The organism is Oceanospirillum sanctuarii (assembly GCF_002150805.1).
Lineage (GTDB): Bacteria > Pseudomonadota > Gammaproteobacteria > Pseudomonadales > Halomonadaceae > Oceanospirillum > Oceanospirillum sanctuarii.
Map to the genome: position 1 here is coordinate 447,948 of NZ_MTBA01000001.1, position 23,975 is coordinate 471,922.

Genomic DNA, 23,975 nt, shown 5'->3' on the forward strand with positions numbered 1-23,975 from the left:
AGGATAGTTATGGCCATTATCTTGGGCATTGACCCCGGTAGCCGTAAAACCGGTTATGGCGTGATCCGTATGGAAGGTCAGCGTATGCAATACGTTGGCAGCGGATTTATCCGTATTACCGGAGATACTCTGGCGGATAAGCTGCAGCAGGTCTATGCCGGTGTTTCCGAGGTTATCGCTCAATATCAGCCGACCCAGTTCGCCATTGAGCAGGTCTTTATGGCAAAAAATGCTGACTCTGCTTTGAAGCTGGGGCAGGCAAGGGGCGTGGCTATAGTTGCTGCCGCCAATGTGGGCTTACCTGTCAGTGAATACGCCGCCCGTCTGATTAAGCAGGCTGTTGCAGGAACCGGTGCGGCCACCAAAGTTCAGGTGCAGCAGATGGTTGCTGCCATGCTCAAACTTTCCGATCTTCCTCAATCTGATGCCGCCGATGCGCTGGCTATCGCTATCTGTCACGCTAATACCAATCTAGGATTGGTTGCTCGTGCCGGTAAAAGCGGTGGCCGTCGCAGCAGTAGCTGGCGTCAATTCCGTCCGGAGTAATGCAGCATGACGCTGTTTAATATCCCTTTTATCTATTATCTCGATATTTTTGGCACTATCGTTTTTGCTATTACCGGTGTGCTGGCTGCCAGTGAAAAACGCCTCGATCTCTTTGGGGTTATCGTGGTGGGTATGGTGACGGCTATCGGAGGCGGAACAATCCGGGATCTGGTTCTGGGGCGGACGCCGGTTTTCTGGGTCATCGAAACCCTCTATATCTGGATCATTGTCGGTACGACAGTGATGACCTTTATCGCAGCTCGTTTTCATCCTTTCCCATACCGCACGCTTCAGGTCTCTGATGCGATTGGTTTAGGCGTTTTTACCGTTATTGGTGCTCAGGTTGCCCTGAATATTGGCCATCCACCGGTAATTGCGGTAATGATGGGGGTTATGACCGGCGTTTTCGGTGGTGTTGTACGGGATGTACTAACCGGAGAGATTCCGATGATCTTCCAGAAAGAGATCTATGCCACTGCAGCGATGGCGGGAGCCGTTGTCTTTGTGAATATGCGCTGGTTTTTACCGCCGGGCACAGAGGCTTTCAGCGCCATTGTTACCATGACTTTTGTGATCGGTTTAAGGCTTGCCGCGATCTACTGGAATCTTCAGTTGCCGGTGTTTCTGCTGTCTTACAAGACTGCAGAAGAAAAGCGCCTGCAGCGGGAAGCGAAGAAATCTCAGGCTTCGAAATAAGCGTCGATTGGATAAGAACAGGAATAAGAGACGATGATTGGACGACTAAAAGGCATTCTGGTAGAAAAAATGCCACCACAACTGCTGATCGATGTGAATGGTGTTGGTTATGAAGTTGAAGCACCGATGAGTACCTTTTATCAACTGCCGGCTCTTGGCGAGGCGGTAGAGCTCTTTACGCATTTTGTGGTTCGCGAAGATGCTCAGCTGTTGTATGGCTTTGGTGATCGTAATGAGCGTCGTCTGTTTCGTGATCTGATCAAGGTGAATGGTGTAGGGCCTAAATTGGCGCTGACTATCCTTTCCGGTATTGAAGCCTCTCAGTTTGTTCGTTGTGTGAATGATGGCGATACCAATGCCCTGGTTAAACTACCTGGTGTTGGTAAGAAAACTGCTGAGCGTTTGCTGATCGAAATGAAAGATCGCCTGAAAGACTGGGCGACGGATCCTGAAGTCTTCGAATTAACTGCTCCGGATTCCGGTGAAGCTGTCGCGCCCGTTCAGGTCTCAGATGGCCGTGAAGAAGCGGAGCAGGCGCTTTTGGCCTTGGGTTACAAGCCTGCGCAGGCAAGCAAAGCGGTTAACTCTGTGTATACGGCAGGAATGAGTACAGAAGAGCTGATCCGTGCTGCCTTAAAAGGTATGATTTAATATACAGTGTTTAATTCATCTTCTGACGAACTGATAGGCCAAATGAATGATTGAAGCAGACCGTCTCGTATCTGCCATAAACCGCGAACCTGAGGAGCATCAGGATCGCGCTATGCGACCTCAATACCTCAAAGATTATGTTGGTCAGCCTCAGGTTCGTGAGCAGATGGAGATCTTCATCTCTGCAGCCCGAAACCGTGATGATGCTCTGGATCACACTCTGGTATTCGGTCCTCCGGGTCTGGGTAAGACGACTCTGGCCAATATCATCGCCAGTGAGATGGGGGTTGATATCAAAAGCACCTCAGGCCCTGTTCTGGAAAAGGCGGGAGACATTGCGGCTCTGCTGACCAATCTGGAAGAGGGGGATGTGCTCTTTATTGATGAGATTCATCGTTTGAGCCCCGCAGTGGAAGAGGTGCTGTATCCGGCAATGGAAGACTATCAGCTGGATATTATGATCGGTGAGGGGCCGGCGGCGCGTTCGATCAAAATCGATCTGCCTGCTTTTACGCTGGTTGGTGCTACCACACGCGCTGGCCTTCTGACCTCACCGTTACGTGACCGTTTCGGAATCGTCCAACGTCTTGAGTTCTACAGCGTTGAGGATCTGAGTTCTATTGTTACCCGTTCGGCAGAACTGATGAAGATGGAGATTGAGTCTCACGGTGCGCTGGAGGTAGCGAAACGCTCACGGGGTACACCTCGTATCGCTAACCGCCTGCTACGCCGCGTGCGTGATTATGCGCAGGTTAAAGGCGATGGTGTGATTACCGGTGAAATTGCTGACCGCGCACTGAACATGCTCAATGTCGATACCCATGGTTTTGATCATATGGATCGCCGTTTGCTGCTTACCATGATTGAAAAATTTGGTGGCGGGCCGGTTGGAGTTGATAACCTGTCTGCGGCAATTGGTGAGGAGCGCGACACCATTGAAGATGTGCTGGAGCCTTTTCTGATACAGCAGGGTTTTATGATGCGTACACCACGGGGGCGTATGGTGACGCCTCAGGCTTATCTGCATTTTGGTATTACTCAGCCAGATAGCTGAGTGCCGTTTTATTATGAGTAGGGGTTTTATGAGTGCAGGGTTTTTAAAGGTTTTCTATGTCAGACGTTTTAAGTAAAGACAGTTATCCGTTTAGTTGGCCGGTTCGTGTTTATTACGAAGACACGGACACCGGGGGCGTTGTGTATTACGCCAATTATCTCAAGTTTTATGAGCGCGCGCGGACTGAAGCCCTGCGACATATCGGTTTTCAGCAGGAGGCGCTTAAAAATGAAGATAATCTGCTTTTCGTTGTTTCCAGTGTGCAAGCGGATTACAAGCGTCCTGCGGTTTTGGATGATGAACTGACAGTTTTTGTCAGGATTGCCAAAATGGCACGTACTTACCTTGTTTTTGAACAGAAAATTGTCAAAGAAATAGATGGCAAAGAAACGTTACTAAATGCTGCAACCGTTAAAGTTGCCTGTGTGCAGGGTGATTCTTACCGCCCAAAAGCTTGGCCTGATGCGGTTTCTGAGCGATTCGAAACGTTAATCGCAGATAATTCCCAGTGAAAAACTGGGAATTAAGAATGTTGATTGAAAATGACAGCTTTTCAGACAGGAACTTTTTCTGTCACACTTGTCTGAAAGGATTGAAATTGAAGCTTTTTTTCATTTATAACAGTATCTTGGCCGTTTAATATTAAGTTTTTAGTTTATATCAAAAGGGGCGCATGTGGACGATAAGCTATCTTTGCTGGGGTTGATTGTTGAAGCCAGTGTTGTAGTTCAGTTGGTAATGGCCAGTCTGGTTTTGGCTTCGATTCTTTCCTGGATGTTTATTCTGCAGCGTGCCGCGGTTATTGGTCATGCCAAGAAAAGCATGGAAGAGTTTGAGGATCGTTTCTGGTCCGGTATGGATCTTTCCCAGCTGTATCGCGAAGTGAGCAGTGAAGCCAACGGCTCTGGAGCAGAAAATATCTTCCGTGCAGGTTTTAAAGAGTTCTCCCGTCTGAGCCAAAAGAGCTCAGTCGATTCGGATGCCTTATTGGAAGGTGTACAACGTGCGATGCGAGTGGCACTAGCGCGTGAAGAAGAGCGTCTGAGTGAAAACCTTCCTTTCCTTGCTACCGTTGGTTCTACCAGTCCTTATATTGGCCTGTTTGGTACGGTTTGGGGGATTATGAACTCCTTCCGTGATCTTGCTCATGTCCAACAGGCGACTCTAGCTGTTGTAGCACCTTCGATTTCTGAAGCCTTGATCGCAACAGCGATGGGGCTTTTTGCAGCGATTCCTGCGGTTATTGCGTACAACCGATACTCGACGAAAACCGAGTTGCTGATGGTGCGCTATGAAACCTTTGCTGATGAATTCTCCAGCATCCTTCACCGTAACGTCCACAGTCAGAACGCAGGCTGATTATGTCCGGATACCGCTACCGTAAGCCGAAAAAGCTGGTTGCAGAGATCAATGTTGTTCCTTACATCGATGTGATGTTGGTACTGCTGGTGATCTTTATGGTGACTGCCCCGATCCTGACTCAGGGGGTTAAGGTTGAGCTACCTGAAGCAGTCTCTGCCCCCTTAGATGTCAATGAAGATGATCTGCCTTTGATTGTTGCTGTTAAAAAGTCTGGTGAGTACTTCCTTGAGTTAGGTCCGGATAAAGAGCAGCCTATTGATCCTGCAGATCTGTCGCTGAAAGTCGGCAAGATCACCCGTCAGAACCCCGCCGTTCAGGTTCTGGTTCGTGGTGATAAGAATGTTGAATATGGCTCCGTTATCCAGCTGATGAGTGTTCTGCAGCAGGCCGGTGCCCGTAATATTGGTTTATTGTCACAGCCTCCCGAGAAATGAGACAGGATACTCCGATACAGGGCAGTGGATTGCTGTTTCCTTTGTTGATTGCTGTAGGCACCCACCTGTTGGGCTTCTGGTTGCTTTGGTTTGGCTGGCAGCAAGCCAGTACGATTTCAGAACAGCGCATGCCCAAAATAAATCCTGAGGACATTATCTCAGCAGTTGCTGTGCAGCAGGATCCTATAGAGGCAATGCGTCAGAAGCAGCGTGCACAAGATGCTGCTAAAGCCAAGGCTCGCGCTGAGCAAGAGCGTCGCCGCCAGCAGGAACTTCAGAGACAGGCCGAAGCCCGTAAGCAGGCATTGATCCGGCAGCGGGAAGAAGAGGCGCGCCAGAAAGAGTTAGAGCGTAAACGACAGGAAGCAGCCGCGAAGCGTGAGGCTGACCGTAAGGCTGCGGAAGAAGCAAAGAAACAAGCAGAGTTAAAACGTCAACAACAGCTTAAGGCGGAGCAAGCTAAAAAAGCTGGAGAAGCCCGTAAGCAGGAAGAAATACGAAAACGTGAAGCTCAGTTGGCTGCAGCTAAAGAGCAGAAAGCAGCTCTTGCAGCGGCTGAAGCCGAGCGAAAACGGAAAGAAGCCATCGAAGCTGAAAAACGCTCACTTCAGGCTGCTCTGGATGAGGAAGAGGCTTTCTTATCGCAGTTGGAAGACCGTGAACGTCTGGCGTCTATGCAGATGCTGATTAAAAGTTACGTAGAGCAGAACTGGTCTCGGCCGCCTACAGCGCGAAAAGGGATGCAGGCGGTTCTTAAGATTGAGCTTTTACCTACCGGTGAAGTGAAGTCTGTTAATGTGATTGAGTCCAGTAAAGATAGTGCCTTTGATCGCTCGGCTGAGCAGGCGGTTTATCGTGCGGGGCCTTTTCGTGAGTTACAGGACCTTAAACCGCATCAAAGAGATGCTTTCCGATCGTTTAATCTGGTGTTTAAACCTGAGGATATTCAGTAATGCCTTTTAAGAAATGGATTAAAGCAGCTGCTTTTACCTTGCTATGTGTTACCCAGCAGGCAGTTGCAGACCTGACCATTGAAATTACCCAGGGCAATGACAGAGCAACGCCGGTTGCTGTTGTTCCTTTTGCATGGTTAGGTCAGAGTCCTTTGCCTGAGGATGTCGCGCAGATTGTCTCGGACGACCTTGAGCGAAGTGGTCTGATTCGCCCGTTGTCCCGTAGTGATATGTTGAGCCTGCCCAGTCAGAAAAGTGAGATCTATTTTCGTGACTGGTCGCTGTTAAAACAGGATTATCTTCTGATAGGACAGGTTAGACCTTCTGTTTCTCCCGGTGTGTTAACGATTCAGTTTGAGCTTTACGATGTTGTTCGTCAGACTCGTGTTTTAGGCGAAGTTATCTCGGGTAAGGTAAGTGAGCTGCGCTCAAGGGCTCACTATATTAGCGATAAGGTATTTGAACACCTTACTGGTATTGAGGGAGCTTTTTCCACACGTCTTGCTTATGTGACCATGCGTAAGGATGAAGCAGGCCAGAATAAATATGAACTCAAGGTGGCAGATGCTGATGGTCGTCGTGAAAAGTCAATTTTGACGACGTACAAACCGATTTTATCACCTTCATGGTCGCCTGATGCGCAGCACTTAGCCTATGTGTCATTTGAGACGGGGCGGCCGGGTATCTTTATTCAGAACGTATATTCAGGTAAGCGCCGACAATTGACAGCGTTTAAAGGTCTTAATGGTGCGCCATCCTGGTCTCCGGATGGAGAGAAATTAGCGGTTGTTTTATCTAAAGATGGTAATCCAGAGTTATATGTTATCGATCTGAACACTTATAAGATGAAGCGCCTGACAAAGCATTATGCTATCGATACAGAACCTGAGTGGTCTCCTGATGGCGAAAGAATTATGTTCACCTCTTCCCGAAGTGGTGGACCCCAGATTTACCAGCTTGATTTAGTATCTGGTGAAACAGAGCGATTGACATTTGAAGGTAACTATAATGCACGTGCTCGTTTTTCACCGGACGGTACTGAGATCTATTTTGTGCATCAGAAAGATGGCATCTTTCATATTGCTGCACAGGAGCTGGCAAATAATCGTCTGAGAATACTAACTCAGACGCCATTAGATGAGTCTCCCAGTGTTTCTCCTAATGGAAGTATGTTAATTTATGCGACACAGGAAGGATCAAGGGGATATTTAGGAGCTGTTTCTGTAAATGGTCAGATTCGTTACCGACTTCCCTCCCAGCGTGCTGATGTACGAGAGCCTGCTTGGTCGCCTTTTTTAACGAATTAATATTGTTATTTTAACTATAAAGTAAGTCCCGATCGCTTCAGGAGCCTGATATGGAATTTAAAAAATACAGCAAGACTTTGTTCTTTGGCGCAACTCTGGCCGTACTGGCTGGCTGTGGTGGTAACGATGCAGTTACTCAGGATGACGTTAATGCGTCTACAGATGGTCAGGTTCAGCCTGTAATCACTAGTGACGGTTCTAATGGTGATTCTGCTGTAAATGGTGAGCAACTGGGTCAGGAAGCACAGAACCTGCAGGACCAGGCTTCTTCTGCAATTGCTGCATTGCCTGAAGTTGAAACTGTTTACTTCGACTTCGACACTTCTGTAATCCGCGATGATTCTCGTGAAGTTCTGGATCTGCATGTTGCTTACCTGAACGCTAACCCTGCACAGAATGTTGTTCTGGAAGGTCACGCTGACGAGCGTGGTACCCGCGAATACAACAACGCGCTGGGCGAGCGTCGTGGTAACGCGGTTAAGAACTACTTCATGGTTCAGGGCGTAAGCGCTGATCGCATCGAAGTAATCAGCTACGGTGAAGAAAAGCCTGCAGTTATCGGTCACAACAATGCTGCATGGTCTAAAAACCGTCGTGTAGAAATCAAATACTAAGCTAAGACGGAGGCAGGATGTCTATCCCATTCCGTAATGCTTTAAAGGTGCTGCCGCTTATGGCAGCATCCTTTTCTCTTCAGGCCGCAACACTGTTTACTGATGAAAATGCCCCTGTCCTTGGTGCAGAACCTCCGGTAGCAGTTCAGCCAGCCCCTCAAAACACCGCGAATGCTCAATTACTGCTTCAGATTCAGCAACTGCAACAAGAGATGCAGATGCTGCGTAATGTAGTTGAACAGCAGCAGCAGATGATTAGTCAGCTTCAGAAAGATGGCCGGGACCGTTATCTGGATGCGGATCGCCGTTTAAGCGATCTGTCTAAGCAGGTGTCTGATCTTCGAGATAACAAGGTTGTTGCCTCTGAGCCTGATGATAGCTCTTCTGTTTTACCCGTTGTAAGCGGTACGGCAAAAGAAGCTTATCAAAGTGCTTATGCTCTGGTTAAACAGCAAAAGTTTGATCAGGCGATTAGTGCTTATCAGGGCTTTATTAAGAATTATCCTGATTCCAGTTTGTTGCCTAATGCCTATTATTGGTTAGGTGAGCTGTATATGGTTAAGAATCTCACACAGGAGGCTGAAAGAGTCTTTCTGACAGTAGTTGAGACTTATCCCAAGAGTCGTAAAGTACCTGATGCCAGTTATAAGTTAGGATTGGTTTATGCTCGTTATGGTCAGATGGATAAAGCAAAAGCTCAGATGAACGAAGTGAAGAAGCAGTTCCCCAAAAGTACGGCTTCTAAACTTGCGGATCAATTCCTGGATGCACAACAGAAATGATCTGATGTGGTCTGACTATTATCTGTTTGTACCGATGAACGGCGCTTTGTTATACAATGCGCCGTTTGTTTTTCTGTAATTATCAGGTTTTGGCGTTGTAAATATAATGGCTATAAAAAAAGCAGTAGTTTTAGTATCGGGTGGTCTGGATTCGGCCACCGTTCTGGCATCAGCAGTCGCTCAGGGATACGAGTGTTACGCATTAAGCTTTGATTATGGACAGCGTCAAATCTCTGAACTGAAAGCAGCAGGGGATGTTGCTAAAAAACATGGTGCCAAGGCGCATAAAGTTATTCGTCTGGGATTGAATGATTTTGGTGGTTCGGCGCTGACTGATCACGATATAGATGTCCCTGAGGATGAAAGCGACGGCATTCCAGTAACCTATGTTCCTGCCAGAAACACGGTTTTCCTGTCGATAGCCTTAGCTTGGGCAGAAGTACTTGAGGCTCAGCATATCTTTATTGGGGTAAATGCTGTTGATTATTCCGGTTATCCGGATTGTCGTCCGGAATTTATTAATGCTTATGAAGTGATGGCCAACCTGGCAACTAAGGCTGGTGTTGAGGGTAATAAGCTGCATATTGAGACTCCGCTTTTGAACTTAACCAAGGCTGAGATCATCAAATCCGGTATAGCTGCTGGTGTTGATTACAGTCTGACAGTTTCCTGCTACCAGGCTGACGACGAAGGTCGTGCCTGCGGTGTGTGTGATAGTTGCCGACTGAGGGCTAAAGGATTTTCCGATGCGGGTGTGGCTGATCCAACCCGATATGCGGTCTGATAACAAAGTCGGTGTGTTCGGATTGGTAAGATATCCGGCGATTAAGTGATGGTGCGATTGAGGATTTTCTATGTTGTGTGAGTTTGATTACAAGGCCCCTGCGGATCTGCTGAAAGACCGTATTATTCTTGTGACTGGTGCCAGTGATGGTATTGGTCGTGAAGCTGCGAAAGCTTATGCAGCTCATGGTGCAACGGTAATTCTGGTTGGCCGCACCATCAAAAAGCTTGAGGAAGTCTATGACGAGATTGAAGAAGCTGGTGGGGCTCAGCCAGCCATTTTTCCTCTGAACTTTGAAACCGCAACTTACAAAGATTACGGTGAAATGGCCGAGTTGCTGCAGAAAGAGTTTGGCCGTATTGATGGCATTCTGCATAACGCTGGTATCCTGGGTTCTTTGACTCCTGTTGAGGCTTATAACCCTCAGCTCTGGGAGCAGGTGATGCAGGTTAACTTTAACTCCGCACTTCTGATGACTCAGTCGCTGTTGTCTCTGATGTATGAGTCAAAGGACGCGAGTATCATCTTCACATCGTCCAGTGTGGGTCGTAAAGGTCGTGCTTTCTGGGGAGCGTACAGCATCTCTAAGTTCGCGACTGAAGGCCTGATGGAAACTCTGGCTGATGAGTTAGAGAATATCTCCAGCATCCGTGTTAATAGTCTGAATCCTGGGGCGACACGAACCGGTATGCGTCAGCTGGCTTATCCAGGTGAAAATCCAGCCACATTACGTACGCCTCATGAGATTATGGGTACTTACCTGTATCTGATGGGGCCGGACAGCAAAGGCGTTAATGGGCAGAAGTACGATGCTCAGCCTGCTAAGGTTGATGCAGAAGCTTAAGTGTTTCTATGTCCACAAAAACGGCCTTCGGGCCGTTTTTTTGGTTTTAGGGCTAAAGATCGAATAGCTGGCTGATATCTGTGCTCTTATTGATAATAAAGTCGGCTTGCCATTCATACACCTGTTCAGGTGCTTCCAGATAGCCATAAGCTGCTGCAATTGTCTTCATGCCTGCCGCTTTTCCGGCTTCAATATCACGAATATGATCACCAACATAAACACAGCTTGAGGGTTCTGCGCTGATCTGCTGGCAGGCGTGTAGCATCGGACGAGGATCCGGTTTAGCGATGTTCAGGTCGTCGGGACATACCACGACATCAATAACTGAGCTTATTTGCATCGCGTCGAGCAGGAGATCTGTATAGAGACGAGGTTTGTTGGTAACGATGCCCCACGGAATTCCTTTTTCTCTCAGTAGTGATGTGAAGGCTTCCAGGCCGTCAAACCAGACGGTATGGGTTGCTATATTTGCTTCATACAGCTTGAGAAGCCGCTCTCGCAGATTTTGTTTATATGACTCTTCGATAGCGCCAAAGCCAAAATCCAGCATCGCATTTGCGCCGTTTGAGACATGCAGCCTGATGGCGTCAAGTGGTAGCGTTGGCTTTTTTTCTTCAGAAAGAAGCAGGTTAAGGCAGTTAGCGAGATCGTTGGCGGTATCCAGCAGGGTGCCATCAAGATCAAAGAGTACGGCTGAAGGTGATCTGATCATAATAAAAACAGGCCGCTAGTTGCGGCCTGATTGTCCTTAAATCGTTTCTGCAGGTTTAAAGCACTGGAGTAGGTAGTTGACCGTAACGTCCTTTGAATCAAGCTTGTAGTGCTTGGTTAGTGGATTGTAGGTCATGCCGGTCAGGTCGCCGTTCTTAAGTCCTGCGGCGCGTGTCCAGCTGCCCAGTTCTGAAGGGCGAATAAACTTGCTGAAGTCGTGGGTGCCTTTTGGCAGCATTTTCAGTAGATATTCAGCGCCGACAATAGCGAACAGGTAGGCTTTAGGATTGCGGTTGATGGTCGAGAAAAAGACCTGGCCACCGGGTTTTACCAGGCGGGCGCATGCGGCAATAACCTTGGCAGGTTCCGGCACGTGTTCAAGCATCTCAAGACAGGTAACCACGTCGTACTGCTCAGGTTCCTGATCAGCCAGTTCTTCGGCGGTTATGCGGCGATAATTGATATTCAGGCCGCTTTCCAACTGATGTAGTTTGGCCACTGAGAGAGGTGCTTCGCCCATATCTATACCGGAAACATCGGCACCCCGTTGAGCCATGCTTTCGCTCAGGATGCCGCCACCGCAACCAACATCTAGTACTTTCTTACCGGCTAGGCCAGCACGCTCGTCGATAAAGTTCAGACGGAGCGGATTGATATCGTGAAGGGGTTTAAACTCACTTTCGCGATCCCACCAGCGTGAAGCCAGAGCTTCAAACTTTGCAACTTCACTGAAGTCAACGTTCTGTGGTTTATTTGACTCAGTCATTGTTGTCTCCTGCACGAATTTTTTCTCCCCATTGGCGGGCTTGTTGTTTCAGTTTTTCAATATCAATTTGGGTCAGAAGACCATCTCGAACCAGCATTTTACCATTAACCCAAACATGGTTAACCTTGTCGGCCATGCGGGTGTAAACCAGTTGTGATACCGGGTTGAAAACAGGCAAGGTTTCGAGGCGAGACATATCGATAGCAATAATATCAGCGGCTTTACCTGATTCAAGGCTACCTGTAATTTCGTCAATGCCAAGGCATTCTGCGCCAGATAGAGTTGCCATGCGGATCGCCTCATAGGCCGGAACTGCAGCGGCATCACCTGCAACTGCTTTTGCCAGTTGAGCGGCTGTTTGCATTTCACCAAACAGATCCAGATCGTTATTGCTGGCGGCTCCATCCGTACCCAAAGATACGCTGACACCAGCTTTGAGCAGTTTGTCGACCGGACAAAAACCACTGGCAAGCTTAAGATTAGACTCCGGGCAGTGAACAACCTTCACCTTATTCTTAGCCAGAAGATCCAGATCTTCATCGTCAACCTGTGTGACATGCACGGCCTGAAAATTAGGGCCCAGCAAGCCAAGCTTTTCGAGGCGAGCAATCGGTCGCAGGCCTGATTTCTCCGCTTCAGCAACTTCAAAAGCGGTCTCATGAACATGCATCTGAACCGGAATCTGAAGCTCTTCGTGCAGCGAAGCAATTTTCTTAAGAGGTTCATCAGAAACGGTGTAGGGCGCGTGGGGGCCGAAAGCGATTGATACCAGCGTGTTATGCCGCTGAGCAGAATGCACTTCAACTGCTTTATGAATGCCCTCATCAGCATCTTTTGCCCAAGGTGTCGGGAAATCGAGAATCGGGCAGCAGATCTGGGCGCGAATACCCAGTTCAGTTGCAGTTTCTGCGGCAACATCCGGGTAGAAATACATATCGCTGAAGCAGGTTGTGCCGGACTTAAGCATCTCAGCGATAGCAAGCCGGGTACCATCCCGAACAAATTCTGGGCTGACAAAAGCGCCCTCTGCAGGCCAGATATGTTCCTGCAGCCAGGTCATCAGCGCGAGATCGTCCGCTAGGCCGCGAAACAGACTCATCGCTGCATGGCCATGGGCATTGATAAGCCCCGGCATGAGCAATTGATCGGTCAGTTCCAGTTCGTGTTTAGATGTATAGGTTTGTCTCGCCTGATCCGTTGGCAGAACGTCGAGAATTTTTCCCTGGCTGATGGCAATACTGTGATGCTCCAGGACGGACTGAGCAGCATCAACCGGTACGATCCAGCGAGCGTGCAAAAGTGTATCGACTTGGCTCGTCATAAAGAGAAAATCCTGATAGATAACAAAAACTTCCGTACAGTATATGCACTTTTTGATGCGCTGGCACTGTCGATTTTTCTGCTCATCGTTATAATACCGGCCTTGATTTTATCCCGTTGACCTGTGGCATGGATTCTAAACCTGTCGAGGCATTTGATTACCGGAGTTGTAAATGAGCATCAGTGAAGAAAATGGTGTAGAGGCGATTATCTGGCAGGATGACCACCTGAAATTGCTTGACCAGCGAATTCTGCCCGAGAAAGAAGAGTACCTCTCGTATCATGATTCTGATGCAGTTGCCTCTGCTATTACAGATATGGTTGTTCGTGGCGCTCCGGCAATCGGTATTACGGCAGCCTATGGGGTTGTTCTGGCAGCCCGCGCTTGTTTTGCTACGGCAACAAGCGACTGGAAATCGCCGCTGGCGGATTCTATTCAGGTGCTGGCTGATTCCCGGCCAACGGCGGTAAATCTGTTTTGGGCGCTGGATAAGATGAAGGCTGTGATCGAGAAGCTGCCGATGGATGTGAATCCGGAAGCGGCTTTGCTCAAGATTGCTATTGAGATTCATCAATCTGATATTGCTGCAAATCGCACTATGGGCGAGTTTGGCGCAGAGCTGATCGCAGATACTCAGGATTCCGGACGTTCGGTCATGACCCACTGCAATACCGGTGCTTTGGCTACTGGTGGCTTAGGCACTGCTCTGGGAGTTATTCGTACTGCTTTTGATAAAGGCCTGATCGATCATGTGCATGCCGATGAAACCCGTCCTTGGTTTCAAGGGGCTCGTTTGACCGCTTGGGAGCTGATGCGTGAAGGTATTCCGGTATCCCTCAATGTTGAAGGTGCAGCGGCACATATTATGAAAACTCAGGATATATCCTGGGTGATCGTAGGGGCTGACCGTATCACTGCAAATGGTGATGTTGCGAATAAGATAGGTACCTATAACCTTGCGGTACTGGCACTGCATCATGGTGTGCGTTTTATGGTGGTTGCGCCATCAAGCACCATTGATATGAGTCTTGAACACGGCGATGATATTCCAATCGAAGAGCGGGGGCCGGATGAGGTTGTAGCTGTTAAAGGTCAGCAGGTGGCACCGGAAGGTGTGGATGTCTTTAACCCTGTTTTTGATGTGACACCGGCAGATCTGATTGATGTGATTGTTACCGAGAAAGGTGTTGTTGAGCGTCCGACTGTTGAGAAAATGAAGGCACTGATGAGCAACGAGCGTCTGCACTAATCGGCTTTTTTCTCTGTATTGAGATATAAAAAAACCTGATCTTCGGATCAGGTTTTTTTGTTTCTGGGCTCTGATTGTCAGATCAGGCTGCGCTGGATGGTTTCAGGCGTTCAAGCACCGCATTAGCCAGCTCGTTAGCATCAAACTTAGCGATAAAGTCATCAGCACCCACTTTCTCGACCATTGCTTTGTTGAATACGCCGCTCAACGAGGTATGAAGAAGAGTGTACAGATCTTTCATATCTGCATTCTCTTTCACACGACGGGTGAGGGTGTAACCATCCATTTCCGGCATTTCGATATCTGAGATCATCATCAGGTATTCATCGTTAGGATGTTTACCGGCCATAGTGAGCTCTTCAAGATGCTGATACGCCTCAAGTCCGTTCTTCAGTAGTGTGCAGGTAAAACCAACCGCTTCAAGACAGCGCTTGATCTGATTGCGCGCCACAACCGAGTCATCAACAACCAGCACGTTTTTATTAGGCGCTGCCCCATCACCGCTCTGCTCCTCGTAAGCTGAGTCCAGTGCTGCTGTGATTGGAGCCTCAACCTCCTCATTGAACGGCATAATCTCAGCAATAATCTTTTCTACGTCGATGATCTCAATAATTTCATCGCCGTATTTGGAAATAGCCGTGAGGTAGTGCTCTTTACCAACGCCCCGTGGTGGTGGATGAATGTCGCTCCACTCAATATTGATGATGTGTTCAACCTTATCAACGAGGAAGCCCTGCATTTTTCGGTTGTATTCAGCAACAATAACGCTTTTGCCCTTAACTTTTTCAGAGTTACCGTGACCAATAGCAAGTTTCAGGTCGATGATCGGCAGAGGTCCGTCCATGGTGTTTGCTACACCAAGAGCGATCGGGTGGCGATGAGGCATCTCATTCAGAGATGGGCAGGTGATGATTTTTTTCACCTTGAAGACGTTGATGCCGTACAGTTGTTTGTCTTCCAGACGGAACAGCAAAAGCTCCAACCGGTTTTCACCGGCCAGCTGCGTTCGCTGGTTAACACTGTTAAGAAGTTTGCTCATTACACTAAAACTCCTATGCCTCTGCGGAATTGGTTAGTCCCTGTTGCAGAGCGGTTGCCCATCGGCTTGCTTCCAGGTAGGCCGAGTGCGCGAGATCCTTATCGAACTGGCTATCCTCGATTTTTTGCCAGTCCACATGCTCATAATAGATGGCGCATTGCAGAGCTGCTCCGGTTCTTCCTTCAAAATGTAGCACAGCATCTTTAATTGCTGCGCTCAGAGGAAGTTCCGACAAAATAGTATCCATCGGAATATCGAGCAGAACATCCAGTAATGAAATCAAACCGGCGTTAAAGAAAATTGACTCATTTGGCCAGCCGTTTGATTTAGCCAGTAACTCACACATTCTCGCTCGTGTCAGAGCGAGATAGAACAGATCCGGTGATCGGGTTGTCGATTCCGACAGTGCAATAACCAGACTGATACTGCGCAGAGAGTTAAGACCCAGATAGATTAACGCCTCTTTGATGCTATTGATTTTGCGATTAAAGTTATAATACGCAGAATTAATGAATCTTAACAGTTTATAGTAAAGCTGTAAGTCCTGAACAATCAGATTTTCGAGATCTTCTAATGAAACATTGACATCCCCCAGCATGTTGAGAATTTCAAGTGCAATCAACTTGTTACTGGGGATTTGTTTAATATCCGTTGTTTCGGGGCGAGGCAGATAGCGCCCCTGAATTGTATCAATTCCCTGTTCACGCAATGCGGCAAAAAGGTTCTCATCATCTACTTCAGAGGCGATACAGCGCCAGTTGCTGTCTACCTGGCGGTTAAGGTGCTTCTTAGTGTAATACTCGCTGGGAGCTCTGATAAAGCTGATATGAGAGAGTAACTCATCGGACAGGTCTGGCAGGTCTCCATGGTTCAGAGACAGTCCGAAGTGCGCTCCACGCTTTTTAAGGCCCTTAATCAGAATAGGATCGATACGTATCGCTTGGCGGGATTCCAGCATCAGCCAGAACTGGTCCATTGGAAAGCGCAGTTCGTTATAGATAAGTCCAACTGTCTCGGCATCGGCTAACAGAAGAGCTGGTCTTTGATTTAACAGATCATGGATTCTGGGATCTGTTAAGGTAGCTGAGATAATTTCAGGAAGGGCAGGTTGGTATTGTCCTTTATCTCCGGCCATTAATTCGTAGGCGATTACATTGAAATCTGAATCGCAAACAGGAATACGGGCGAAGGGGGTTTCTGATCTGTTTTCCACTCTGGTACCTGCCATTAAGTCCACTTTGCAGCCATCTTACCCTGATTGTTTTCTTTTACTATGGTGTCCTTGTAAACAATCTGATCTATATGAAAAAAAGCAAAAAAATACTGTTGACGTCATAAAATAATAGCCTATAATACGCGCCATCTATTAGAGAGATCCCTGATAGCTCAGTTGGTAGAGCAGTAGACTGTTAATCTATTGGTCGCAGGTTCGAGTCCTGCTCGGGGAGCCAAATTCTAAAACCCGCTTTCTTCAGAAAGCGGGTTTTTTTATGTCTGCAATTTTTCGGCGGTACATTGCAATACGAAAAATCAGACATAAAAAAACCTCACAGAGCACACTCTGTGAGGTTTTTGGCATACAACCCGTTAGATTAGAGTTCGATTGGCTCGAAATCTACTACAGGATTTACGTCTGCTTCGTAATCAACACCATCAACGCCGAAACCAAACAGTTTCAGGAACTCATCCTTGTACAGCTGGTAATCAGTTACGTCGAACAGATTCTCAGTGGTAACTTGGGGCCAAAGTTCACGGCAAGCCTGCTGAACTTCTTCTTTCAGTTCCCAGTCATCCAGACGAAGACGGTTGGTATCGTCAGTAGCAGGTGCAGAGTTATCATCTTTAAACAGCTGAGTGCTGAACATACGGTGAATCTGCTGCATGCAGCCTTCATGCAGGCCTTGTTCGCGCATGATACGGAATACCATCGCCAGATACAGAGGCATTACAGGAATAGCTGAAGACGCCTGAGTTACAACAGACTTCAGTACAGCAACGTTAGCGCTGCCGCCTTTCTCGCCCAGTTTGCTGTCCAGGGCAGATGCTGCACGATCCAGATCTTCTTTGGCTTTGCCCAGAGCACCGTGCCAGTAGATTGGCCAGGTGATGTCGGTACCGATGTAAGAATAAGCAACGGTTCTGCATCCTTCAGCCAGAACACCAGCGTCGTTCAGGGCGTTGATCCAGAGTTCCCAGTCTTCGCCACCCATTACAGTTACGGTGTCGGCAACTTCCTGCTCGGTAGCCGGTTCGATTTCTGCTTCAGTGATCACATCTTTGTTGGTGTCGATCGCAGTAGAACGGTAAGGCTGGCCGATTGGCTTCAGGCTGGAACGGATCACTTCGCCGGTATCCGGCAGTTTACGAACCGGAGAAGCCAGTGAGTAAACCACCATATCGATATCGCCCAGATCCTGTTTGATCAGTTCGATAACTTTAGCGCGTGCTTCGTGGGAGAAGGCATCGCCATTGATGCTTTTCGCATACAGACCAGCCTCAGTAGCGGCTTTGTCGAATGCTGCGGCATTGTACCAGCCTGCTGTACCGGGTTTCTTCTCAGTCGCTGGCTTTTCAAAGAAAACGCCGATGGTGGACGCACCGGAACCGAAAGCAGCTGCAATGCGGGAAGAAAGACCATAACCACTTGAAGAACCGATCACCAGAACGCGCTTAGGTCCGTTTTTGATTGGGCCCTGTGCCTTGGTGAACTCGATCTGTTCACGCACATTGGCTTCACATCCTGTTGGGTGAGTTGTTGTACAAATAAAACCGCGAATTTTTGGCTTAATAATCATAATTCGTCTGCGTTGTTAATCTCTTCGGGTGGAGCAGGCGACGGTAAAGAGACCGATGCCCAGTTGAGGCAATGATACCTTACTCTCATTCGAAGGTCTTGTACCGAGAAGAGGAATTAACTGTTTGATTAGGCTGCTTTTGCAACGTTTCTTTTCTTCTGTTGGATTTGTGTACAGGAACGGCAGAACTCAAGGTAGCGAGCCTCAAGAGGCAGATAAAAAACCGAGCGGGGTAAGCGTCTGAAGCAGGCACCGCAGATATAGCCGGAAAAATGACCGTTATAGAAGGACTGTTGTTTCATAGTGACCTCTTTGCGGACAGATAAGGCTTTGGAACTGTTCAAATAGTGAAAGCTCAGAGGCAAGGGGCTTAGCTTATGGTGTTTTAAACGCAATAAAAGCCAGCTCTTATTAAACCTCTGGCAACTATATTGGTGTGTATTTTGTGTTGTCCGTGTGACACTGATATTAAGCCGCCCTTTTGGGGGTTTTTACCTTTGATCTATATCATTTAGAGTTCCGGAAAGGCATCATGCCAAAACCAAATTTCAAACGGGTGTATGGACGCTATGCTGTTCGGTTTTCTTGTTTTGCTGTTCTGTCAGTTTCTTGGTGAGCTGATTGTTCGATATCTGGATTGGCCATTTCCCGGGCCAGTGGTAGGGATGGTTCTTCTGCTGATTGGCCTGATTATCAATGGTGGTGTTCCTCAGGGGGTGCGTCAGGCAAGTGAAGGCCTGCTGACCTATTTGGCTCTGTTATTTGTTCCGGCAGGCGTTGGGCTGATGGTGCACTATCGCCTGATCGCAGCAGATGGTTTGGTGATAGCGACAGCTCTGGTGTTGAGCACTGCAGTGACCCTATTAGTGACCGGCGTGCTGCTAAACAAGCTGGCTGCAAAGCATATCGAATCAGCAGATCAGGCTAATGAGGAGAAAGGTCATGGATGAGCTAAATACGCTGTGGGTTTATCTCTCTGCCAGTCCTATTATGAGCATTATGGTGACCTTGGCGGCCTTTCTGATTGCGAGCCGAATAAACCGTTTGGCGGGTGGTAGTGCTTTTCTGCACCCGGTGATCGTTGCTATCGCTTTGATAGTTGCCTTTCTGATGCTGATCGATATGACTTATCAGCAGTATTTTGAAGGAGCGCAGTTCATCCATTTCCTGCTTGGACCTGCGACAGTCGCTTTGGCTGTGCCGCTTTACGATCATCTCGAGCGAGTCAAGCAGATGTTCTGGCCACTGATCATTGCCTGTATTTCCGGAATTATTACCGCAGCCGTTTCTACTATCGCGATTGTTGTTGGCATGGGAGGGAGTCGCGAGACAGTTCTCTCTTTGACGCCGAAATCAGTGACTTCACCTATTGCGATGGGAATTGCAGAAAAAATTGGCGGTTACCCGTCCCTGACAGCAGGCCTTGTACTGGTGACCGGTGCAATCGGTTGTGTGATCGGGCCTTTGCTGTTTAAAGCACTAAAAATTAATGATCACAGCGTGCAGGGCTTTACCATGGGCCTTGCAGCCCATGGTTTTGGTACCGCGCAGAGTTTTACTGTCAGCTCTGTTGCTGGTGCATTTGCCGGACTTGCAATGGGGCTGACCGGCATGCTGAGTGCTTTTATCCTGCCTCTGGTGGTACGTTTTCTTGGGGTTTAAGCTTCCCGTCTGATACCACGTCATCATTCAGGCTCGCAGCATTGCGAGCCTTTTCTTTTGCTTTTCTATCCGGCATTTGGCTTAAAGCCAGGCCTGCAATCACAAGAAAACTCGCAATGATTTGCCCCTGAGTAAAGCGCTCGTCCAGAATCAGGAAAGCCATAATCACAGTGAAAACCGGAATCAGATTGGTGTAGGCACTGGCGTGTGTGGCCTGAATCTGCTGCACTGACCAGTTGTAGAGCCCGTAAGCGCCCAGTGTTATTAAGGCTCCCAGATAAAGAATGGACAGGATGCCTTCCTGATGGAACACCATTTGACCTTCCGTAGAAAGTGCAAGGGGCAGGAAGAAAACGGTACCGAAAAACGACTGGAATGCGGTGATAAACCAGGCACTGTAACGGTCTGAGAGTTTCTTCAGGATCAGGGTGTAAACGGCAGCACAGATCATAGCCATCAGCTCCATCAGGTTGCCAAAAACCGGATTGGGCGCGTTTTCATCCGCCTGGCTGCTGGTGCTTAAAAGAATGGCTCCGGCAATAGCGAGTCCAAAGCCCAGCATCGTCCAGACATTGACTCTTTCCTTCAGCCAGAAAGCAGCACCTATCGCCACCAGCATGGGAAGCAAGGCGGTAATCATACCTGCCTGTGACGCGCTGGTGTTCTCAAGTGCAAGGCTTTCAAAAATGAAATAGAGCCCCGGTTCCGCAAAGGCTAATGCCAGCAGCCAGAGTTTATCCTTGTGAGGAATATGCTCAGGTTTGAGCAGTTTCCAGAAAGGCAGGAAACAGATTGCGGCTACCAGCATACGGCCAAAAATCACCCATTCCGGCGGATACCATTGAAAGGCGTATTTCAGGGCAATAAAGGAGCTGGCCCAGAGTAGCATGGCTAACAGGAGGGCAAAGGTGGCCATATAGCGTGGAGCCATTGTTCTTCTCGCTGTAAACAGGAAATAAAGAGATATAGGGTAGAGGGCAAGATTAGGCTTGGTAGATATTGCTGTCCAGCGAGAAAATGATCAGTCGAATAGAATGTCCGATTACTGAAAATTAAAACGACAAAAGCCCCTGCAGAGCAGGGGCTTTTGGTTTTCTAAGGGCAGAAAAGAAGCTTTTCTTAGTCTTCGATCTTGCCGGTTTCTAGGCGTTTCTTATGAATACCCTGCAGCTTGTACAGATCCTGCTGCAGTTCGAAGAAACCATGCCAGTGAGCATAGTCCGGAGCGCCCATCATAGCGCCGTGACGTGCACGACGGCCTTCGTGGTGCCATAGATGATAGAAAGTGATCTGGAATTCATCGGTCCACGGATTGTCCTTCAGCAGACCTTTCTCTTTCAGTTCATCCAGCATTTTCTTAGCAGGTGCGTAGTACTCAACATTGTAGAGTTTTACGGCTTTATCGCCTTGCTTGAAGAAGCCTTCGGTGTGACGCGAGCTGTGACAAGAGCTACATACCTGCTCCATCTTCTTACGACCTTCAACACCGTTGCCCAGAAGAGGACTCAGAACATCGTCAGAGTTACGAACCTTGGATTCTTTCGCCCACAGGTTCCAGTAAAGACGTTCGGTAATGTTGTGGGTTGTGCTCAGCTCACCAATACCACTCATGTGACAGGTTGCACAGGTCGGTGCTCGGTAATCACCTGGCTCCCAACCATCTGGTGGGGAATCCCATTTCCAGTTGTTGCCATCGGCATTAAATACATGGCCGTGTTTGCTGTTGTTGTACACCTCAATATCCGGATGGTCCGGGCCAAGGTGACAGGACGCACAAGCTGCTGGTTTGCGGGCTTCTGCAATGGAGAACTTGTGACGGGTATGGCAGGCAGAGCAGTTACCGGTAGCCCCGTCAGGGTAGATGTTACCCATGCCAGCATTTGGCCAGGTTGTCGGATCAGGTCGACCTTCTTTATCCAGCTTGATCTCAGTACCGTGACACTGGATACAGCCGGTTTCGTTTGGTGCTCCGCCCAGTTCTTTGTTGTTACGGCCCTCATGCACTTTTACCAGAGCATGCAGGCTGTCTTTCGGAATAATCTGGTGGTAAGAACGGAAGTGACCACTCTGATTGAACTGCTCCTGTTCTTTCGGGTGGCAACGGCCACAGGTGGCAGGAGATACCAGAGGTGAGATGTACACATTCTTCAGGTCACCCTTGTTGTGCAGTTGCGCATCAGGCTGGCCTTTCTTAGCTGCGTGACAGTCATTACAGCCCACACTGACATGGCTGTGTCGGCTATCTTTCCAGTCGGCAACAATACCCGGCTGTACTTTCTGGTGACAGCTGATACAGGCTTTGTCGGTTTCACTTAAACCACGCTTGAAGTTCAGGGTTTTAACCTGGCTCATATCCGTGCTGGTTTTCGACTCGGCCGCCATTCCAGCGCTACTGAAGGCCAGCAGGCAGAGTGCCAGCAGTATCAGTATCGGGCGGTAGACGTTTCTTATGGTCATGTTAAACCTCATCATCCTTTCGGTTTGCTTCTGTGGGGCGAAGCGATTGAATAAGCGAATGCTTTTATTATTTGTCCGTGCGCTTTAACTATTTGACTGAGCTGACTGATGTGGTCGTAACGGGGCCGAAGTGACGCTTAAGCTCTTGCTCAAGGTCCTTGTGGCCAACGCTGTGGCAGTCAATACAGGTTTTTTCTGTGGTGCCCATAAAGTAAGGCTTGTGAGCGACAAACTGTTTGTTACTTCGTTCGGAACCGGTCCGCAGATTGTTGTGGCACTTGAGGCAGCCTGAGTCATAAACAAACTCGTTAGCCCGCTCTCGTTTGGCGTACCAATCAACATCATCTGCACCCAGAACAAACTCTTTCCAGACGTCCCATGCGCCGCTTTTGGCTTTGACATAGAGGTAGGAAACGTAATTGTCCTGAGGGAGGTGGCAGTCTGAACAAAGTGCCTGAACACCCTTGGTGGAGGCTCCGCCATGTTTGTCATTCAGAAATGAAGCCTGCATAGGTTTCATGCTGTGACATCCACCGCAGAATGTCTGATCGGAAGTAGCGTGTAGTGCGTAATCGGTTCCCATCCAACTGAACACGGAGAAAAGTCCCAGTAACGCACCAATCACGACAACAGCGAGCAACCCTTTTTTTATTTTGGAATTCCGTTGTGTCAATTCTCTTACTCTCTGTGAGGGAATTTACCTGCAAGGGTAGCCTAAGCACTTATTTATGCACAATAAAAGAGCATGAAAAACGGAACTTTTTTGTAAAGGGATAGTAACGCCTAATATATTAGGAGAAGGAGTATTAAAAATGACGAATAGCCTGCGGCTGATCTCCGCAAGCTATTGTTTTAAGTGACAGATGTGAGAAGTGATAAAAAGGGAGTTATTGGCGTTCGAGTAGTGCGATACCTTGCTTATAGCCAAGGCCGCCATTGCCATGAACCAAAGCCTGAGTTTTATGCTGCTGGAGTTGCTCGCAAACGGCGATCAGGCCGTTAAGTGCCGGATTATTCCAGGGAGCACGAGCCAGATTCATACCGCCAGTGCAAGTTAGCGCCTTGTTCTCCAACCAGCGGATAATCTCTTTTTCAGATTGAAGAGCACCCGCCTTCATCAGTAGAGCAAGGGGAACAACCGGATAACAGGTGTAAGCCTCCAGTAGAGTGTTATTGCCGTTAATGATTTCTTCGACATCAAGTCCTGACTGAACTTCTGCATAGTGCACGGCTTTTTCCAGAGCATGGTATCGAGCCAGTTCCCGGGCGAATTCAGGACCGTCGTTTTCAGCGATACCCACGCCAACACCTTTAATAGCAACGGGCTCCATTAAGGGGGTTAAGGCTGTATCACTGTGCGTCACCACGACAAGGCCTTCAAAGTCGATTACGGGGTTCGCACAATCAACTCCGCGGAACAGGTCTGTTAAAGGCTCGTACCAGTTTTCTCCGGGTAACTTCAGCTCGTGAGTAACAGCTGTTTGTTTCAGGTTCTCAAAAATGGCATCTCTGAGACAAATAAAGCCATCGGTCGTTAAGCCTTCATGATCACAGAAATGTCGGGCAAGCAGGGTGTAGGCTTCCGGAATACTGTATTCAGGATAGATAACCATTTTTTCATGGCGCTCTTCCTGAGAGTAATCACTTTTAATAAAGTCCCGACCTGAGATAACGACAAGATCAGCATCCCCATCCTGTATCAAACGATTTGCCACAGAAAGAGCTTCTATTGGCCCGCAACCGCTGCGGAAATGACCCTCTTCAACAGGGCTCTGCCACGGTGTATTCAGATCATCGATAGTCAGAGTTGTGCTGCGAAAGCCATCTGCTTCAGCCTGTTGAATCAGGTCGCGTAGCGGCTGCAGATCTCCCTGATGATTGACTGAGCGGGTGGCGGCGATAATAAGACTGTCGGCCATGGTGACTCCGTTTATTCTTGTTATTAGGG

General features: G+C 48.4%; 26 protein-coding genes and 1 tRNA gene. 17 read left to right on the forward strand and 10 right to left on the reverse strand.

The window, feature by feature from the left end; all coding sequences use genetic code 11:
* Window positions 1–9: 9 nt before the first annotated feature.
* From ruvC to BV405_RS02025, 13 genes are all read left to right on the forward strand, one after another.
* Window positions 10–546 carry a crossover junction endodeoxyribonuclease RuvC gene (gene ruvC / locus BV405_RS01965; RefSeq protein WP_086479165.1) on the forward strand — a complete coding sequence of 179 codons (537 nt, stop codon included), beginning with the start codon at window positions 10–12 and terminating at the stop codon, window positions 544–546.
* 6 nt (window positions 547–552) lie between these two features.
* Window positions 553–1,242, forward strand: a complete 690-nt coding sequence (locus BV405_RS01970; RefSeq protein ID WP_086479166.1) for a trimeric intracellular cation channel family protein — start codon at window positions 553–555, stop codon at window positions 1,240–1,242.
* 33 nt (window positions 1,243–1,275) lie between these two features.
* Entirely contained in the window at window positions 1,276–1,893 is a 618-nt protein-coding gene (ruvA, locus tag BV405_RS01975; protein ID WP_086479167.1) for a Holliday junction branch migration protein RuvA, read from the forward strand.
* 46 nt (window positions 1,894–1,939) lie between these two features.
* Window positions 1,940–2,947 (forward strand): Holliday junction branch migration DNA helicase RuvB, encoded by a 1,008-nt coding sequence (gene ruvB, locus BV405_RS01980; protein ID WP_086479168.1) that lies wholly within the window; start codon window positions 1,940–1,942, stop codon window positions 2,945–2,947.
* Between the two features lie 56 nt (window positions 2,948–3,003).
* The gene (ybgC, locus tag BV405_RS01985) at window positions 3,004–3,459 is read left to right on the forward strand and encodes a tol-pal system-associated acyl-CoA thioesterase (protein WP_086479169.1); all 456 of its coding nucleotides are present in this window, start codon (window positions 3,004–3,006) and stop codon (window positions 3,457–3,459) included.
* A gap of 163 nt (window positions 3,460–3,622) precedes the next feature.
* Window positions 3,623–4,306 carry a protein TolQ gene (tolQ, locus tag BV405_RS01990; protein WP_086479170.1) on the forward strand — a complete coding sequence of 228 codons (684 nt, stop codon included), beginning with the start codon at window positions 3,623–3,625 and terminating at the stop codon, window positions 4,304–4,306.
* 2 nt (window positions 4,307–4,308) lie between these two features.
* A complete protein-coding gene (gene tolR / locus BV405_RS01995; RefSeq protein ID WP_086479171.1) occupies window positions 4,309–4,743 on the forward strand; it encodes a protein TolR in 435 nt (144 codons plus the stop codon).
* Entirely contained in the window at window positions 4,740–5,696 is a 957-nt protein-coding gene (gene tolA, locus BV405_RS02000; protein ID WP_086479172.1) for a cell envelope integrity protein TolA, read from the forward strand. The genes tolR and tolA overlap by 4 nt, the downstream gene beginning before the upstream one ends.
* Entirely contained in the window at window positions 5,696–7,003 is a 1,308-nt protein-coding gene (tolB, locus tag BV405_RS02005; RefSeq protein ID WP_086479173.1) for a Tol-Pal system beta propeller repeat protein TolB, read from the forward strand. The genes tolA and tolB overlap by 1 nt, the downstream gene beginning before the upstream one ends.
* A 50-nt stretch (window positions 7,004–7,053) precedes the next feature.
* Entirely contained in the window at window positions 7,054–7,617 is a 564-nt protein-coding gene (gene pal, locus BV405_RS02010; RefSeq protein WP_086479174.1) for a peptidoglycan-associated lipoprotein Pal, read from the forward strand.
* A 17-nt stretch (window positions 7,618–7,634) separates the two neighbouring features.
* A complete protein-coding gene (gene ybgF, locus BV405_RS02015) occupies window positions 7,635–8,399 on the forward strand; it encodes a tol-pal system protein YbgF (protein WP_086479175.1) in 765 nt (254 codons plus the stop codon).
* Window positions 8,400–8,511: 112 nt separating this feature from the next.
* Window positions 8,512–9,183: a 7-cyano-7-deazaguanine synthase QueC gene (gene queC, locus BV405_RS02020; RefSeq protein ID WP_425435126.1), complete on the forward strand. Its 672-nt coding sequence runs from the start codon at window positions 8,512–8,514 to the stop codon at window positions 9,181–9,183.
* Between the two features lie 70 nt (window positions 9,184–9,253).
* Window positions 9,254–10,027: a YciK family oxidoreductase gene (locus tag BV405_RS02025; protein ID WP_086479177.1), complete on the forward strand. Its 774-nt coding sequence runs from the start codon at window positions 9,254–9,256 to the stop codon at window positions 10,025–10,027.
* Window positions 10,028–10,079: 52 nt separating this feature from the next.
* On the opposite strand, the gene BV405_RS02030 is transcribed toward BV405_RS02025, so the two are convergent.
* The 3 genes from BV405_RS02030 to BV405_RS02040 are packed head-to-tail and all read right to left on the reverse strand — an operon-like array spanning window position 10,080 to window position 12,825.
* On the reverse strand, window positions 10,080–10,739 hold the full coding sequence (locus BV405_RS02030) for an HAD family hydrolase (RefSeq protein WP_086479178.1): 660 nt from the start codon (window positions 10,737–10,739) through the stop codon (window positions 10,080–10,082).
* Window positions 10,740–10,775: 36 nt separating this feature from the next.
* The gene (gene ubiG, locus BV405_RS02035) at window positions 10,776–11,504 is read right to left on the reverse strand and encodes a bifunctional 2-polyprenyl-6-hydroxyphenol methylase/3-demethylubiquinol 3-O-methyltransferase UbiG (protein ID WP_086479179.1); all 729 of its coding nucleotides are present in this window, start codon (window positions 11,502–11,504) and stop codon (window positions 10,776–10,778) included.
* The gene (locus BV405_RS02040) at window positions 11,497–12,825 is read right to left on the reverse strand and encodes a TRZ/ATZ family hydrolase (protein ID WP_086479180.1); all 1,329 of its coding nucleotides are present in this window, start codon (window positions 12,823–12,825) and stop codon (window positions 11,497–11,499) included. Before BV405_RS02040 ends, ubiG begins: the two co-directional genes overlap by 8 nt.
* A gap of 172 nt (window positions 12,826–12,997) precedes the next feature.
* On the opposite strand from BV405_RS02040, the gene mtnA reads away from it, so the two are divergent.
* Entirely contained in the window at window positions 12,998–14,074 is a 1,077-nt protein-coding gene (mtnA, locus tag BV405_RS02045) for an S-methyl-5-thioribose-1-phosphate isomerase (RefSeq protein ID WP_086479181.1), read from the forward strand.
* A gap of 82 nt (window positions 14,075–14,156) precedes the next feature.
* Here the strand turns inward: mtnA and BV405_RS02050 are convergent, their stop codons facing one another.
* Both BV405_RS02050 and BV405_RS02055 read right to left on the reverse strand, forming a co-directional pair.
* Window positions 14,157–15,113, reverse strand: coding sequence for a chemotaxis protein CheV (locus BV405_RS02050; protein WP_086479182.1), 957 nt, complete (start codon window positions 15,111–15,113; stop codon window positions 14,157–14,159).
* 13 nt (window positions 15,114–15,126) lie between these two features.
* Window positions 15,127–16,341, reverse strand: a complete 1,215-nt coding sequence (locus BV405_RS02055; protein WP_086479183.1) for an EAL and HDOD domain-containing protein — start codon at window positions 16,339–16,341, stop codon at window positions 15,127–15,129.
* A gap of 147 nt (window positions 16,342–16,488) precedes the next feature.
* Here BV405_RS02055 and BV405_RS02060 point away from each other — a divergent pair.
* Window positions 16,489–16,564: transfer RNA gene (locus BV405_RS02060), tRNA-Asn, on the forward strand.
* A gap of 141 nt (window positions 16,565–16,705) precedes the next feature.
* Here the strand turns inward: BV405_RS02060 and fabV are convergent.
* Window positions 16,706–17,908 carry an enoyl-ACP reductase FabV gene (fabV, locus tag BV405_RS02065; protein ID WP_086479184.1) on the reverse strand — a complete coding sequence of 401 codons (1,203 nt, stop codon included), beginning with the start codon at window positions 17,906–17,908 and terminating at the stop codon, window positions 16,706–16,708.
* A 569-nt stretch (window positions 17,909–18,477) separates the two neighbouring features.
* Between fabV and BV405_RS02075 the strand changes: the two genes are divergently transcribed.
* Complete coding sequence (locus tag BV405_RS02075) at window positions 18,478–18,858, forward strand: CidA/LrgA family protein (protein WP_086479493.1); 381 nt, start codon at window positions 18,478–18,480, stop codon at window positions 18,856–18,858.
* Window positions 18,851–19,570 (forward strand): LrgB family protein, encoded by a 720-nt coding sequence (locus BV405_RS02080; protein WP_086479186.1) that lies wholly within the window; start codon window positions 18,851–18,853, stop codon window positions 19,568–19,570. Before BV405_RS02075 ends, BV405_RS02080 begins: the two co-directional genes overlap by 8 nt.
* Here BV405_RS02080 and BV405_RS02085 read toward each other — a convergent pair.
* The 4 genes from BV405_RS02085 to BV405_RS02100 all read right to left on the reverse strand — a co-directional run bounded on the left by BV405_RS02085 (window position 19,533) and on the right by BV405_RS02100 (window position 23,946).
* A complete protein-coding gene (locus BV405_RS02085; RefSeq protein ID WP_086479187.1) occupies window positions 19,533–20,501 on the reverse strand; it encodes a DMT family transporter in 969 nt (322 codons plus the stop codon). The two genes, BV405_RS02080 and BV405_RS02085, sit on opposite strands and share 38 nt — an antisense overlap.
* A 188-nt stretch (window positions 20,502–20,689) precedes the next feature.
* The gene (locus BV405_RS02090) at window positions 20,690–22,027 is read right to left on the reverse strand and encodes a multiheme c-type cytochrome (protein ID WP_086479188.1); all 1,338 of its coding nucleotides are present in this window, start codon (window positions 22,025–22,027) and stop codon (window positions 20,690–20,692) included.
* Window positions 22,028–22,115: 88 nt separating this feature from the next.
* Window positions 22,116–22,700 carry a NapC/NirT family cytochrome c gene (locus BV405_RS02095; protein ID WP_176330012.1) on the reverse strand — a complete coding sequence of 195 codons (585 nt, stop codon included), beginning with the start codon at window positions 22,698–22,700 and terminating at the stop codon, window positions 22,116–22,118.
* Between the two features lie 214 nt (window positions 22,701–22,914).
* On the reverse strand, window positions 22,915–23,946 hold the full coding sequence (locus BV405_RS02100; protein WP_086479189.1) for a hypothetical protein: 1,032 nt from the start codon (window positions 23,944–23,946) through the stop codon (window positions 22,915–22,917).
* Between the last annotated feature and the right edge of the window lie 29 nt (window positions 23,947–23,975).